A 14541-nucleotide genomic window follows, 5' to 3' on the forward strand; every position below is an offset into this window, starting at 1 on the left:
CAGCCGCAGGGGTCGAGCCTTACACCGAAAGCATGACGATTCTCGCCGTCGCCGCCGACCCGGTCGGGGTCGACGAAACCGATCGCTACACCCTGCTGGTGGCCACGGACGGTGATCAGGTCCGGGCCGCACAACGGCTCCGCCACGACGTCTTCGCCGGTGAGCTGGGCGCCCGTCTGAGCACCGCCACCCCGGGCCTGGACGTCGACGCCTTCGACGAGCACTGCGACCACCTCATCATCCGCGAGGAGCGCACCGGCGCCGTCGTCGGCACCTACCGGATGCTGCCGCCGGACCGCGCGGCCGCCGCCGGCGGGCTCTACGCCGACACCGAGTTCGACCTCGCCGGGCTGCACCAGCTGCGCGGGGGACTGGTCGAGACCGGCCGCTCCTGCGTGCACCCCGACCACCGCAGCGGCGCCGTGATCAACCTCATGTGGGCCGGCATCGCCCGGTACATGCACCTGCACGGCCACCGCTGGCTCGGCGGCTGCGCGTCGGTGCCGCTCGCCGACGGCGGCGCGACCGCCGCCGGGGTGTGGGACCTGGCCCGGCGCAAGCACCTCGTGCCGCCCGCCTGGCGGGTCCGCCCCCGCAACCCGCTGCGGACGACCGCGGCCGTGCCGGCGAAGGTCGACGTGCCGCCGCTGCTCAAGGGGTACCTGCGGCTCGGCGCCTGGATCGGCGGGGAGCCCGCGCACGACCCCGACTTCGACTGCGCCGACTTCTACGTGCTGCTGTCGCTGGACCGGGTCAACCCACGGTACCTGCGGCACTTCCTCGGCCAGGGGTGAGCGCCGTGGCGGTCGTCGACTCCCTCTGGCTGCCCCGCTCCACCTGCGACGTGAGCTGCCTGCCGGCACGCTCCGACGGGCACGTGCCGGCCCTGACGATGCTCAAGCGGGTCGTCGTGACCGGCACGGTGCTGCTGCTCGCGGTGCTCGCCGTGCCGCTGCTCGCGCTGCTGCCGCAGCGCGGGCTGATCGCCGCGCAGCGCCGGCTCGCCCGCGCGGTGCTGGCCGGCCTCGGCGTCTCGCACCGGGCCGTCGGCCGGATCCCGCAGCACGGTGCGCTGCTGGTCGCCAACCACGTCTCGTGGCTCGACGTGATCGTCATCCTGGCGCACGCGCCGGCCAGGCTGCTCGCCAAGCGCGAGGTGCGCGGGTGGCCGCTCATCGGCCGGCTCGCCGCCACCCTCGGCACCGTCTTCGTCGACCGCTCCCGCCCGAAGACCCTGCCGGCCACCGTCGGGCGGATCAGCGCCGAGCTGGCCGCCGGCGGTGTCGTCGCGGTCTTCCCCGAGGGCACCACCTGGTGCGGCCGGATGGGCGGCACGTTCCGGCCCGCGATGTTCCAGGCGGCGGTCGACGCGGCCGCGCCCGTCGTGCCGGTGCGGCTGACGTTCGCCCAGGGCGGGACGCCGTCGACGGTCGCCGCGTTCATCGGCGACGAGACGCTGCTCACCTCGCTGCGGCGGGTGGTGGCCGCCCGCGGGCTGTCGATCGAGCTCAAGGCGCACGCCACCCTGTACCCGCGGCCGTCCTCCTCCCGCCGGGTCCTCGCCCGGGCCGCGACCTCGGCGGTCACCGCCTGACCGCGGCCCGCGACGACCGTCACGCGACAGTCGCGATGTATCGCGTTTGTCTGCTACCGTCGGTGGCATGACGACGTGGAACGTTGCCGAGCCCACGCGGCTCGAGCTGAAGGGTGAGGTCAACGACCTCACGGTGCGGCTGGTCGGCGGGCGGATCAACGTCGTCGGCGCCGACGGGCCCGCCCGCGTCGAGGTCTCCGCGATCGGCGAGCGGCCGGTCACCGTCACCCACGACGACGGCACGCTGCGCATCGTGCACGGCGCCGTGCCGAAGTGGCCGGGCCTGCTCTGGTGGCTCTTCCACAAGCAGTTCCGGGTCGACGTCTCGGTCATGGTCCCGGTCCGGACGCCGGCCACCCTCAACGTCGTCTCCGGCTCCGTCGTCGTGTCCTCGCTGCGCGCCGGCGTCCACGTCGACGCGACCAGCGCCCGGGTCACCCTGCTCGGCCTCGACGGGCGCGTCTCGGCCAAGGTCATCTCCGGCTCCGTGGAGGCGCTCACCCTCGACGGCGAGGTCGAGCTGGAGACGGTCTCCGGCGAGATCGTGGTCGCCGACTCGACGGCCCGCAAGGTCCACGCCCGCGCCATCTCCGGCTCGATCACCTGCGACCTGGACAACCCGCCGGCCGACACCGACGTGCGGCTGGACACCGTCTCCGGCGAGATCACCGCCCGCCTGCGCGAGGACAGCGACCTGCGCGTGCACCTCAACGCCACCTCGGGCCGGGTGATCAGCGCCTTCCCCGGCCTCGACCGGGTCGGCCGCGGCACCGTCGTCGGGCAGCTCGGCGCCGGGACCGGCCGCGTCGCCGCCAACGCGACATCTGGCACGATCACACTGTTGCGCCGCCCGGTCGACCTTGACGTAGAGGAAACAGCATGAGTGCCGTCTTCAGTCACGGGCGGCTGCGGTTGTACCTGCTGAAACTGCTCGCCGAGGGCCCCCGCCACGGGTACGAGCTGATCCGCCTGCTGGAGAACCGCTTCCACGGCCTCTACGCCCCCTCCGCCGGCACCATCTACCCGCGCCTGCAGCGGATGGAGGCCGACGGCCTGGTCTCGCACACCGCCTCCGGCGGCCGGAAGGTGTACGACATCACCGCCGCCGGCCGCGCCGAGCTGGAGCAGCGCGCCGCCGAGCTGGAGGTGCTCGAGACCGACATCAACGCCTCCCTCGCCGACCTGTCCACCCTCGCCGACGAGGTCGAGCAGGGCGTGCACGGCTCGGTGCGCGACCTGAAGAAGGAGCTGAAGGAGGCCGGCCGGCAGGCCCGCAGCGCGCCGGCCTGGGGCTGGGGCTACCCACCGCGCCCCGGCGCCGTGAACACGGCGCGGCCCGCGCCGCCGCCCGGTGACGTGGTCGCCGAGCTGGAGGAGAAGGCCGCCCAGCTGCTCGCCGAGGTGCGCCGGCTGGCCCGCGCCGGCCGCGCCAGCCAGGAGACGATGCGGGCCACCCTCGTCGTCCTCGACGGCGCGATCGACCAGGTGCGGCGCCTGCTGCGCTAGCTTTGGGGGGTCAGGGCTGCGTTGCTCAGGAACTTCCCAGGCAACCATCAGCCCCACTCCAGCAGGAGGCGGAAAGATATGCGCATGGGGGTACGAGGCGGCGTTGCACAATCCGGGGGTGCCCCGTCGCCAGGCGTTGCGCAGGCTGAGGCGAGACTGCTCGTGGTCGAGGACGATCCGAACATTCGCGAGCTGCTCTCGGCCAGCCTGCGTTTCGCGGGTTTTGCGGTTGACGCGGTGACCACCGGTGCCGAGGCGGTCACCGCGGCCCGCGACAGCAAGCCCGACCTGGTCGTCCTCGACGTGATGCTGCCCGACCTCGACGGTTTCGAGGTCATCCGGCGGCTCCGCGAGGGTGGCGTCCGGCTTCCTGTCGTGTTCCTCACCGCCCGGGACGGCACCGAGGACAAGGTCCGCGGGCTCACCCTCGGCGGCGACGACTACGTGACCAAGCCCTTCAGCCTGGAGGAGCTCACCGCGCGGATCCGCGCCGTGCTGCGCCGCACCGCCGGCGACCCGGGCCCCAACCGGCTCGTCTTCCAGGACCTGGAGCTCGACGAGGAGACCCACGAGGTGTCCCGCGCCGGGCAGACGATCGCCCTGTCGCCGACCGAGTTCAAGCTCCTGCGGTATCTGATGCTCAACGCCGGCCGCGTGCTGTCCAAGGCGCAGATCCTCGACTTCGTGTGGAACTACGACTTCCGCGGCGACGACAGCATCGTCGAGTCGTACATCTCCTACCTGCGGCGCAAGGTGGACATTACCGAGCCACGCCTGATCCACACCCTGCGCGGCGTGGGTTACGTCCTGCGCCTGCCCGTCTGAGGCCGCCGATGGTGCGGTTCATCGCGGACGTGCCGCTGCGGGTCAAGCTGATCGCGGCCGTGCTCACCCTCGTCACCATGGCCCTGCTGGTGATCGGCGTCGCCAGCGCGCTGGTCATGAAGAGCAGCATGTTCGACAAGGTCGACCAGCAGCTGCGCGCCATGGCCGAGACCGTCGACCTCAGCCGGCTGGCCACCACCTCCAACACCGACTCGCTGCTGCAGAGCAACTACTACATCGCCTGGGTCACGCAGCTGCGCCCCGGCACCTACGAGCAGGGCGTCGTCGGCACCCGACAGCCCCAGGACGCGCCGCCCATCCCGGACAACGTCGAGGTGCTCACGTCGCGGCTCGGCACGCCGTACACGGCGACGACCGCGAAGACCCACGAGCGCTGGCGGATCCTCATCATCAAGCGCGACGCCACCCTGCTGCTCGTCGCGGAGAGCCTGTCGATGGTCGACAGCGCCGTCGACGAGCTCGTCGCCGCGGAGCTGTTCGTCGGCGCCGGCGTCCTCGTCGTCCTCGCCGCCGTCGGCGTCGCGATCGTCCGGGCCAGCCTGCAGCCGCTGCGCGAGATCGAGCGCACCGCCGCCGCCATCGCCGCCGGCGACCTCACCAGGCGCGTCCCGGAGAGCCCGCCGGAGACGGAGATGGGGCACCTCGCCGCCGCGCTGAACGCCATGCTCGCCCAGATCGAGGGCGCGTTCCGGCTGCGCGAGGCGTCCGAGGACCGCATGCGCCAGTTCATCGCCGACGCCTCCCACGAGCTGCGCACCCCGCTGACCACGATCCGGGGATTCGCCGAGCTGTACCGCCAGGGCGCGGCCCGCCAGCCCGGCGAGACCGAGGCGCTGCTGCGGCGCATCGAGGACGAGGCCGCCCGCATGGGCCTGCTCGTCGAGGACCTCCTCATGCTCGCCCGCCTCGACCAGGAACGCCCCCTGGCACTGGCCGACATGGACCTGCGCGTCATCGCCAGCGACGCGGTCGCCGCCGCCCGCGCCGTCGCACCCGACCGCACGGTGGAGCTGGAGATCGAGCGCGACGAGCCGATCGAGGTCAACGGCGACGAGTCCCGGCTGCGCCAGGTCGTCGGCAACCTCATGACCAACGCGCTCACCCACACGCCCGCCGGCACCCCCGTCTCCCTGCGCCTGCGCCGCGACGGCACCGACGCCCTCATCGAGGTCGCCGACCACGGCCCCGGCCTCACCGAGGAGCAGGCCGCCCGCGTCTTCGAGCGCTTCTACCGCGTCGACAAGGCCCGCACCCGCCGCCAGGCCGGCGGCTCGCACAGCGGCAGCGGCCTGGGCCTGGCGATCGTCGCCGCCCTCGTCGCGGTGCACAGCGGCACCGTGTCCGTGTTCACCACCCCCGGCGGCGGCGCCACCTTCCAGGTACGACTTCCGCTCACAGGCGGTTCCCAGGCCGCGGCCAGTGGTTTGCAAGGTGCCGTGGCCAAGCTCAAGTCATGAGCGAACAGCAGGGATGGGTGCCGGACCCGGCCGAGCAGCAGGACCGGGCGTCGAGCCCGGCCGCACAGCCGGCCACCCCGCCGGCAGACCCCACCACGCCGGCCACCCCGCCGGCTGACACCGCGCCGGGCGCCGCGCACACCACCGCTCCGGCCGCCGGGCACGCTGCGCCGGGCGCCGGGCACACCACCGCTCCGGGCGCCGGGCACGCCGCACCTCCGGCCGGCCACGTCGCCGGCCACGTCGCCGCCGCGGCCGCCGCGTTCACCGCGTCGCGCGCCGACGCCCCGCAGGCCGGCACCCCGGCCGCCACGCCGGAGATCCCGCCGGCTGCCACGCCGGCCGCCTGGACCGCCGGTACCGCGCACACCGCCGGCACGGCGCACACCGCCGGCACGGCGCACACCGCCGGCACGGCGCACACCGCCGGCACGGCGCACACCGCCGGCACGGCGCACACCGCCGGCACAGCGCCGGTGACGCCGCCGGGCACGATGCCGGCCACCGGGCCGACGCACGGCTGGCCCGCGAACCCGGCGAACGCAGCACACCAGATGAACCCGGCGCACCCGCCGCACCAGGCGAACCCGGCGCACCTGGCGAACACCGGGCACCTGGCCGGCGCGGCCGGTGCGACCGGTGCGCACGCCGACGACATGCCGCACCCCGCCGACAGGACCTGGCCCATCGTCCAGGCCGGCGCCCACCCCGCCACCCGGCCCGCCGCCGGCGGCGGGCCCACGCACGCCTGGCCCACGTCACCGCACGCCGCCGCGCCGACCGGCCACCCCGCCGGCGCCACCGGGCACCCCGCCGGCGCCGGCCACGCCGCAGGCGGCACGGGTCACTTCGCCCACCCCGTACAGGAGCAGCCGCACCTGCCGACGGCGCAGCTGCCGCCGCACGTGCCGCACATGCAGCGACCCCCGGCGCAGTGGGCGCACCAGCCGCAGGCCGGGTCGGTGTTCGTGACGCCCGAGGCCCGCCGGCGCAACCGGTTCGGGCTCGCCGTGGCGGGCATCGTCGCGGCGGTCGGGCTGTCGGCGGTGTCGGCGTTCGGCGGCGGCCTCGCCGCGCTCGAGCTGCGGCCCGGCTCGTCCCACGACGTGGTCAGCGCGACGAACTCGTCCGGCGCCAACGGCGGCGCGACGCCCGCCCTGTCCGACGTCGCGGCGGCGGTCCTGCCGAGCGTGGTGTCGATCAGCACCGGCAACGCCGTCGGTTCCGGGGTCGTCATCACCGACGACGGGGCGATCCTCACCAACAACCACGTCGTCGCCACGGCCCGCGGCACCTCGGTGCAGGTCACGTTCTCCACCGGGCAGAGCGTCCAGGCGAAGATCGTCGGCACCGAGCCGTCCAGCGACCTCGCGGTGATCAAGATCGTGGGCGGTGGCACGTACACGCCGCTCGCCTTCGGCGACAGCTCCTCGGTGAAGGTCGGCGACACGGTGCTCGCCGTCGGCAGCCCGCTGGGCCTCGACGGGTCGGTCACCGCCGGCATCGTCAGCGCCGTCGACCGCACGATCGACGAGGGGCAGGACGGCCAGTCCGCCGCCGCGAAGATCACCGGCGCGATCCAGACCGACGCCGCGATCAACCCCGGCAACTCCGGCGGCGCCCTGGTCAACACCGCCGGTCAGCTGGTCGGCATCAACACCGCGATCGCCACCTCGGGCCAGGCCGCCGGCAACATCGGCGTCGGGTTCGCCATCAGCAGCAACACCGCCAAGGCCGTCGCGCAGCGCCTGCTGAGCTGACCGCCGCTACGGACTGGTTCCCCTCCAGAAAACAGGGATCCGGTGGTGCGCCTGGCGGGGCGCCCACCGGATCTCTGGCGTTCGGGGGGTGCTCAGGCCCAGCCGAAGGAGCGCTCGACCGCCTTCAGCCACGACGCGTGCCCGCGGTCGCGGGTCTCCGCGGACATGGACGGCGACCACTGCCGGTCGGCGCGCCACTTCTCCCGCAGCGTCTCGGTGTCCGGCCAGAAGCCGACGGCGAGACCGGCCGCGTACGCCGCGCCCAGCGCCGTCGTCTCCGACACGGTCGGCCGGACCACCGGCACGTCCAGCACGTCGGCCTGAAACGCCATGAGCAGGTCGCTGGCGGTCATCCCGCCGTCGACCTTCAGCGTCTCCAGCGGGACCGCGGACTCGGCCATCATCGCGTCGACGACGTCCTTGACCTGCCAGGCGGTCGCCTCCAGGGCGGCCCGCGCGATGTGGCCCTTGGTGACGTACCCGGTGAGCCCGGTGATGACGCCGCGCGCGTCGGGCCGCCAGTGCGGGGCGAACAGGCCGGAGAACGCCGGCACGATGTAGCAGCCGCCGTTGTCGGTGACCGTGGCGGCCAGCTCGTTGATCTCCGGCGCCGAGCCGATCAGGCCCAGGTTGTCGCGCAGCCACTGCACGAGCGCGCCGGTGATCGCGATGGAGCCCTCCAGCGCGTACACCGGGTCCGCGTCGCCGATGCGGTACCCGACGGTGGTGAGCAGGCCGCGGGTGCTCACCACCGGCTGCGCCCCGGTGTTGAGCAGCAGGAACGAGCCGGTGCCGTAGGTGCACTTCGCCTCGCCCGGCGCGAAGCACGCCTGGCCGAACAGCGCGGCCTGCTGGTCGCCGAGGGCGCTGGCCACCGGCACGCCGTGCAGCATGGTCGTCGCCTCGCCGTACACGTGCGACGACGGCCCGATCTCGGGGAGCATGGCCCGGGGGATGCCGAACGCGGACAGCAGCTCCTCGTCCCAGTCGAGGGTGGCGAGGTTCATGAGCATGGTGCGGCTGGCGTTGGTGACGTCGGTGACGTGCCGGCCGGTGAGCTTCTCGATGAGCCAGGTGTCGACGGTGCCGAAGTGGATCTCGCCGGCCTCGGCGCGGGCGCGTAGCCCCGGCACGTTGTCCAGCAGCCAGACGACCTTCGGGGCGGCGAAGTAGGTCGCCAGGGGAAGCCCGCAGCGTTCGCGGAACCGGTCGGGACCGGCGTCGCCGGCGAGGGAGCGGATGAGGGCGTCGGTGCGGGTGTCCTGCCAGACGATGGCCGGGTGCACCGGCTCGCCGGTCCGCGCGTCCCACAGGATCGTGGTCTCGCGCTGGTTGGTGATGCCGATGGCGGCGACGTCGGCGCGGGAGAGGCCCGCCTGGTCCAGCGCGCGGGTCGACACGGCCTGGACCTGGTGCCAGATCTCGACGGGGTCGTGCTCGACCCAGCCTGGGCGGGGGTAGCTCTGGTGATGTTCGCGCTGGTCGAGCGCCACGATGGCGCCGTCGGCGTCGAACACGATCGCACGGGAGGAGGTCGTGCCCTGGTCGATGGCGAGGATGTACACGCCTGCCATCTTCGCCGAAGAGTTGTCACGTTCGGGACGGAACCTTTGCGCGGTCGCGGCTGAGCCTTACGCTGCCTGCCGGAACAGTGGCCCTATCAGGAGCGATCGTGGCCGTCATCGAGACGCGCATCAGTGTCTGGGAGGCCCTCGCCGGGCGTGCCCCGGGGGTCCCGTGGGGCCCCACTGACCAGGGTCTGTGGCAGGCAGTCACCGACCGGCTCAACCCTGCCCGCGCCCGGCCGGTGCTGCGCGCCGAGGTCGAGGCCGTCACGCTCACCTCTGCCCGCGGCGTCGACTATGTCATGGTCCGCTCGCCCGACCGGGGCGAGGCCTGCTACCTGCGGCTCACGCCGGACGAGTGGAGCCTGGCGCAGCTCATGGACGGCAGCCGCACCGTCGCCCGGCTCGTCGCCGACTTCGCCCGCATCTCCGGCCGGCTCGCGCCCGACCAGGTCACCCGGGTCGTGGCCGACCTCGCCGGCAACCGCATGCTCGACGAGCTGCCCGTCGACGCGTTCCACCGGCTGCACCGCGTGCACCGCCGGCCGTGGCCGATCCGGCTCGGCAAGGCGCTGCTGGCCACCGCGCAGGGGCGCCGGGTCGTCATCGCCCGTGTCGACCCCGTCGTCACGTTCCTGTACAAGGCCGGCGGCCGGCTGTTCTTCACCCGGGTCGTCGCCGTGCTCGCCGGGCTGGTCGCGCTGGCCGGGCTCGGCGTGTTCGTCTTCAACTGGTTCCGCGCCGACCAGTCGGTGTTCCTCACCCAGGACTCCTACTTCACCGGCGCCCTGGTGCTGCTCGGCCTCAACGTCGTCGCGCTCGCCTGCCACGAGCTCGGCCACGCGCTGGGCGCCAAGCACGCCGGCCGGAAGGTGCCGGTCGCCGGTTTCCTCGTGTACTTCGGGATCCCGTCGGTCTTCGTGGACACCACCGACGTGTGGATGGCCGGCCGGCGCGCCCGGATCGTCACCACCGTCGCCGGACCGGCCACCGGCCTGGTGCTCGCCGGCGCCTGCCAGCTCGTCGGGCTGTTCTACCCGGAGCTGCAGCCGTGGACGTTCAAGCTGGCGTTCGCCTGGTACCTCAACGCGCTGTTCAACCTGAACCCGTTCATGGCGCTCGACGGCTACTACCTGCTCATGGACTGGCTGGAGGTGCCCAACCTGCGGGCCCGCGGCCTGGCCTGGGTGCTCGCCCGGCTGCGCCGGCGCCCGCCGCGCTTCAACGAGCTGGATCGGGAGGGCCGCCTCGTCGCCCTGTACGGCATGCTCGCCGTCGTCTGGCTCGCCATCGCCGTCAACCTGATCTACCGCATCTACACCGACCGGGTCGCGGGGGTCGTCACCGGCCTGTGGAACGCCGGCTGGGCGGCCCGGGCGCTGCTCGCGGTCATCGTCGCCGGGCTGCTCGCCCCGCTGGTCTACCTGCTGTTCTCGTGGCTGCGCCGGCGCGCCCGCCGGCTGCGTGACCGGCTCGGGGAGCGCAAGCTCTCCCGGGACGAGCCGCGCCGCCTCGCCGCCCTGCGCGGCTCCAGCCTCGCCGACCTGCCGCCGGCCGCACTCGCCAAGCTCGCCGAGCAGGCCCGCTGGGTGCACCCGCGCACCGGCGAGCAGCTGGTCTTCGCCGGTGCCGCGCAGCAGTCGGTGTACGTCGTCGTCGACGGCGCCCTGGAGGCGCGCCGCCCCGGCGACCCGACCGGCACCGTCCGGGAGCGGGTCGGCAAGGGCGGCGTCGTCGGCCTCGCCAACGCGATCACCGGCGCGCCCGCCGCGCTCGGCTGGCTGACCGCCGGCACCACCCTGCTCGCGATCCCGCCGTCGACGGTCGCCGCCGCCGTCGGCCCGCTGCCCGGCCCGCCGCCGGTGGAGTGGGCCGAGCTGGAGGCGCTGCTGGCGGAGGCGCCGGCGCTCGCCGACCTCGGTGCGGAGGACCGGCTCGGGCTCATGACCCGCGCCCAGCCGGCGCAGCTGGCGCCGGGCCAGCCGGTGCACCTGAGCAGCGGCACCGACGCGATCGTGGTCGCGTCCGGCACGCTGGCGCTGCCCGAGGGCGTGCAGCTGGGCCGCGGCGCGATGATCGGCCCGTACGGCGACGGCGCGCCCGGCCAGGTCGCCACCGCCCGCTCCGCCGCCCGGGTCTGGGTGCTGCCCGCCGTCGCCGGCCTGCCCCTGCTCATCGGCGGTCCCGCACCCTCCGGCGCGGTCGCCGGCGGCCGGGCGCCGTCCTCGGGCGCCCACCCGCCGGCCGCGTACCCGCCGCTCGCCGCGCCGCCCGGCGTCCACGGCCCCTCGGACGACACCGTCGACAAGCGCTTCGAGCGCAAGCTGTGGTGGCTGCTGGTCCTGCTGCTGCTCTTCGCGCTGTTCCTGACCGGCAGCAACCTGTTCTCCGCGCCGGTGTGGGCCGAGATGCCGACCGACCGGGCCCTGGTCACCGTGACCCGGGGCCAGGCCGTCGTCACCGTCGACGGCCAGGAGCGCACGCTGCGCCGCGACGGCAGGCTGTACGTCGAGCGGGGCGACACCGTCACCATCGGCGACCGCTCCACCGCCACGATGACGTTCCGCGGCGGCAGCGTCACGGTCCTGTGCGCCGGCGCCCGCCTCGACGTCGGCGAGCTGGTCAGCTCCGTCGACCGCCGCCCGATCCAGCCGACCGGCGCGTTCACGCTGCGGGCCGGCCGCACCCTGGTCGACACGACGAGCACCACGACGGCGTTCGACCCGCTGCAGCTCACCGTCACCGGCGCCGGCGACCCCGTCGGCAACGACGGCCGGGCCCGCTACGCCCTGTCGGCCGGCACCGGCACGCCGGAGGTCGGCTCGGGCGTCGTCACCCAGGGCGGCTCGGCCGTCACGGTGGACCCGTCGGCCGACCTGACCTGCGGCGACGGCGTCGCGCTGCCCAAGCCCGGCGGCACCCCGACCGGGTCGCCGTCCCCGTCGGACCCGCCGTCGGAGTCGCCGTCCGCGTCCCCGTCGCCGTCCGACAGCCCGTCGGCCTCCGCGTCGCCGGGCACCACCCCGACGAGGACGAGGACCCCGACGCCGACCCGCGGCACCACGACGACCGCCGGGCCGCCGACCACGTCTCCGCCGCCCCCGCGCGACACGACCGTGCCGACGGTGTCGATCACCCAGCCGCGGGCAGCCGACCTCTACCCGCCCGGTTGCCGCTACGGAGGACCGTCGACCATCACGTTCGCCATCACCGCGGCCGACCGCGTGGACCCGTCGTCCACACTGACGGTGACGTTGCGTACGAGCGTGAAGGGCACCTCCTCGGTCACGTACCTGAAGGGCACCGCGTTCAGCGGTTCGTTCGGCGACGTGGTCTCGCAGAACTACTTCGACATCACCATCTCCGCTCGGGCGGTCGATCCGGCGGGCAACGCAAGCGCGTGGTCGGCGCCGATCACGCTTCACTACAACGCGCAATGCATTCCTGGCTGAGGGAGTCGAACGTGCTCTGTTGGTTCTGCGCCAAGGCGGCGCGGGGGTCGTGCCGGTTCTGCGCCCGTGGGCTGTGTGAGGACCACGCGAAGTTCGGCCCGTACCTGCTGGAGGTGCACCGTTCGCAGAGCCGCGGGCGGGCCGAGGGCCTCGTCGTGGAGGACGCGGTGCAGTGCGGCACCTGCCGGCCCCGGCCACAGCCCGTGCCCATGCCCGAGCTCGACTGACCGACCGACACCTGGGGGACTGTTCCGATGAGCGACTTCGACGACGTGCTGGAGCGACTGCTGACCGACCCCGGCTTCCAGGCCCGCCTGGCCGCCGACCCGGCGGGTGCGCTCGCCGGGTACGACCTCAGCGCCGATGAGCTGGAGCTGCTCCAGGCGCAGGTCGGCGGCGGGGACACCGGGCAGTCCCGGGTCGAGCAGCGCACCAGCAAGGCCAGCATGTTCGGTCTGCTGTCCTCGATCGGTTCGGGCCTCGGCGACGTCGTCCACGGGCACGGCCCGGGCGGCCTGGGCGGTACTGGCGGCCCGGCCGACGCCGGGCACGGCGCAGGCGCGCACGCGGCCGGCTCCCAGGGCGGCGGCGCGGGGCAGAGCGTGGCCCGGGGCCTGGGCGCCCTGGAGCAGTCCGGCGGCCGGCACGCCGCCGTCGAGCAGCCCGAGCCGCACGGCGGTCTCGCCGCGCACGTCCAGGGCGCCCTCCAGCACGGCGCGCACGCCGCCGCCGGCGGGGCCGAGGCGCACGCCGGGCCCGGTGGCGCGTCCGCGTCCGCCGGGTCGGCCGGCGGGTTCGGCGGCCTGGCCGACGCCCACGCCCACAGCGGCGGGCCGGGCAGCGCCGGGCTCGCCGAGGCGCCGGACCAGCCGGCCGGTGCCGGCGCCGGGCTGTCCGAGGCCGCCGACGGTCCGCGGGTGTACGCCTCCGCCGGCTACGGCGGGCAGGGCAGCGCGGGCCTCGCCGAGGCGCCGGACCAGCCGGCGGGCGGCAGCGCCGGGCTCGCCGAGGCCGACCCGTACGCCGGCGGCGCGGGGCACGGTGTCGCGGGGCACGTGACGGAGGTCCACACCAGCAGCCAGGGCACCGTGTACCGCTCCAGCAGCGCCGGCATCGGCGCGGCCGGCGGCACGACGGATGGCACGGCCGGGTTCGGCCCGGCCGACGGTGCCGCGGGCAGCGGCCGGCACGGCATCGCCGCCGGTCTCGACAGCCTCTCGCCGTCGCACGGCGGCACCCCGGCCCCGCCGCCCGGCGACGGCGGCCACCGCGGCGTCATCGGCGGCGTCGCCGGCGCGCTGCACGACGCCGCCCCGAACGGTGCCGGGCAGGCCCCGACCGACGGGTACCACACCCGGGTCGACTGGGACGGCGACGGCCGGTGGGACCAGCACACGTACGTGAACCGGGCCGACGGCGGCGTCGACATCGTGGTGGACGTCGACGGTGACGGCCGGGCCGAGTTCGTCGGGCACGACACCGACCGGGACGGCCTCATCAACTCCTCCGAGATCGACACCAACCACGACGGCGTGATGGACCAGCGGTACGAGGACCTCAACGGCGACGGCTGGCTGGACCGCCGCACCCGCTGACCGGAGTTCGCCCGCCGGACATCAACATGTATCGACATGTTGGGCCGGGTGGCGCGTGCGCTCCATCAGCGGCCTGTCGAAGTCGGAGTGGGACCGCGCCGGCGCCCTCGCCGACGCCGCCGACGACCCGGGCAACTCCACCGCCGTCCGCGGGTTCGAGTGGTCGCACCCGCTGCTCGGGCACGTGAACGTCTGGTTCACCAACGGCTTCACCGACCTGGGCGGGTCCGGCAACATGGGCGGCCTGTACAACTGGATCGTCAACAACGGCGGGGTGGCCCGCTTCAACCACCCGGGCCGGGAGATCGCCCGCTTCGGCAACTTCGCCTTCACCGCCGCGGCCCGCGCCGCGGTGGTCGGCCTGGAGATGTTCAACCGGGGCGACGACTACCTCTTCGACGGCTGGTCCGAGGGGCGCACGTCGGCGCTCAACGCCTGCCTCAACGCCGGCTGGCGGACCGGGATCAGCGGCGTCCCCGACGAGCACGGCACCGACTGGGGCTTCCCCGAGGGCAAGGGCCGCACCGGGCTGTGGGTGGCCGACGTGATCGACACCGTCGCCAACCAGGTCGTGCGCTTCACGGTGCCGCTGGACGCGGCGCTCGGCGACTGGGTCGTCCTGCGGGTCTCGGACCCCACCCTGCCCGACCCGAGCCCCGGGCCCAACGGTCACCCGTGCAACGACTTCGGGCTGGCGTACACGAGCCCCTGGTGGCTTCGGCCCTGAGCCCGCCGGCGCCGCGGCGCGCCCGGCGTCGCGGCACCG

At 74.6% G+C, this 14541-nt stretch carries 12 protein-coding genes; 11 read left to right on the top strand and 1 reads right to left on the bottom strand.

Going from position 1 to position 14541, the window contains the following annotated elements; translation table 11 throughout:
- The first annotated feature begins 32 nt into the window (after positions 1–32).
- From OP18_RS09955 to OP18_RS60435, 7 genes are all read left to right on the top strand, one after another.
- Positions 33–794: a GNAT family N-acetyltransferase gene (locus OP18_RS09955; RefSeq protein WP_033358459.1), complete on the top strand. Its 762-nt coding sequence runs from the start codon at positions 33–35 to the stop codon at positions 792–794.
- Positions 795–799: 5 nt separating this feature from the next.
- Positions 800–1594 carry a lysophospholipid acyltransferase family protein gene (locus OP18_RS09960; RefSeq protein ID WP_245635318.1) on the top strand — a complete coding sequence of 265 codons (795 nt, stop codon included), beginning with the start codon at positions 800–802 and terminating at the stop codon, positions 1592–1594.
- A 67-nt stretch (positions 1595–1661) separates the two neighbouring features.
- Positions 1662–2477: a DUF4097 family beta strand repeat-containing protein gene (locus OP18_RS09965; RefSeq protein WP_033358461.1), complete on the top strand. Its 816-nt coding sequence runs from the start codon at positions 1662–1664 to the stop codon at positions 2475–2477.
- Positions 2474–3100, top strand: a complete 627-nt coding sequence (locus OP18_RS09970) for a PadR family transcriptional regulator (RefSeq protein WP_033358462.1) — start codon at positions 2474–2476, stop codon at positions 3098–3100. Before OP18_RS09965 ends, OP18_RS09970 begins: the two co-directional genes overlap by 4 nt.
- Before the next feature lie 84 nt (positions 3101–3184).
- On the top strand, positions 3185–3925 hold the full coding sequence (locus OP18_RS09975; RefSeq protein WP_052386465.1) for a response regulator transcription factor: 741 nt from the start codon (positions 3185–3187) through the stop codon (positions 3923–3925).
- 8 nt (positions 3926–3933) lie between these two features.
- Complete coding sequence (locus OP18_RS09980) at positions 3934–5403, top strand: sensor histidine kinase (RefSeq protein WP_063745465.1); 1470 nt, start codon at positions 3934–3936, stop codon at positions 5401–5403.
- Positions 5400–7163: a S1C family serine protease gene (locus tag OP18_RS60435; protein WP_052386466.1), complete on the top strand. Its 1764-nt coding sequence runs from the start codon at positions 5400–5402 to the stop codon at positions 7161–7163. Before OP18_RS09980 ends, OP18_RS60435 begins: the two co-directional genes overlap by 4 nt.
- A gap of 92 nt (positions 7164–7255) precedes the next feature.
- On the opposite strand, the gene glpK is transcribed toward OP18_RS60435, so the two are convergent.
- Positions 7256–8737, bottom strand: coding sequence for a glycerol kinase GlpK (gene glpK, locus OP18_RS09990; RefSeq protein ID WP_033358463.1), 1482 nt, complete (start codon positions 8735–8737; stop codon positions 7256–7258).
- 98 nt (positions 8738–8835) lie between these two features.
- Between glpK and OP18_RS09995 the strand changes: the two genes are divergently transcribed.
- The 4 genes from OP18_RS09995 to OP18_RS10010 are packed head-to-tail and all read left to right on the top strand — an operon-like array spanning position 8836 to position 14502.
- Positions 8836–12180 (top strand): hypothetical protein, encoded by a 3345-nt coding sequence (locus tag OP18_RS09995; RefSeq protein ID WP_052386467.1) that lies wholly within the window; start codon positions 8836–8838, stop codon positions 12178–12180.
- Between the two features lie 11 nt (positions 12181–12191).
- Positions 12192–12407, top strand: a complete 216-nt coding sequence (locus OP18_RS10000) for a hypothetical protein (RefSeq protein ID WP_033358663.1) — start codon at positions 12192–12194, stop codon at positions 12405–12407.
- 27 nt (positions 12408–12434) lie between these two features.
- Positions 12435–13775: an Os1348 family NHLP clan protein gene (locus OP18_RS10005; protein WP_033358464.1), complete on the top strand. Its 1341-nt coding sequence runs from the start codon at positions 12435–12437 to the stop codon at positions 13773–13775.
- 55 nt (positions 13776–13830) lie between these two features.
- Complete coding sequence (locus tag OP18_RS10010) at positions 13831–14502, top strand: hypothetical protein (RefSeq protein ID WP_052386468.1); 672 nt, start codon at positions 13831–13833, stop codon at positions 14500–14502.
- The last annotated feature ends 39 nt before the right edge of the window (positions 14503–14541 follow it).

This window comes from Dactylosporangium aurantiacum (assembly GCF_000716715.1).
Taxonomy (GTDB): domain Bacteria; phylum Actinomycetota; class Actinomycetes; order Mycobacteriales; family Micromonosporaceae; genus Dactylosporangium; species Dactylosporangium aurantiacum.

Excerpts from the sequence above, each read along its gene's own strand:
- glpK (WP_033358463.1), bottom strand. The coding sequence starts at position 8,737 with ATGGCAGGCGTGTACATCCTCGCCATCGACCAGGGCACGACCTCCTCC.
- OP18_RS09980 (WP_063745465.1), top strand. The coding sequence starts at position 3,934 with ATGGTGCGGTTCATCGCGGACGTGCCGCTGCGGGTCAAGCTGATCGCG.
- OP18_RS09965 (WP_033358461.1), top strand. The coding sequence starts at position 1,662 with ATGACGACGTGGAACGTTGCCGAGCCCACGCGGCTCGAGCTGAAGGGT.
- OP18_RS09970 (WP_033358462.1), top strand. The coding sequence starts at position 2,474 with ATGAGTGCCGTCTTCAGTCACGGGCGGCTGCGGTTGTACCTGCTGAAA.
- OP18_RS09975 (WP_052386465.1), top strand. The coding sequence starts at position 3,185 with ATGGGGGTACGAGGCGGCGTTGCACAATCCGGGGGTGCCCCGTCGCCA.
- OP18_RS10005 (WP_033358464.1), top strand. The coding sequence starts at position 12,435 with ATGAGCGACTTCGACGACGTGCTGGAGCGACTGCTGACCGACCCCGGC.
- OP18_RS09955 (WP_033358459.1), top strand. The coding sequence starts at position 33 with ATGACGATTCTCGCCGTCGCCGCCGACCCGGTCGGGGTCGACGAAACC.
- OP18_RS60435 (WP_052386466.1), top strand. The coding sequence starts at position 5,400 with ATGAGCGAACAGCAGGGATGGGTGCCGGACCCGGCCGAGCAGCAGGAC.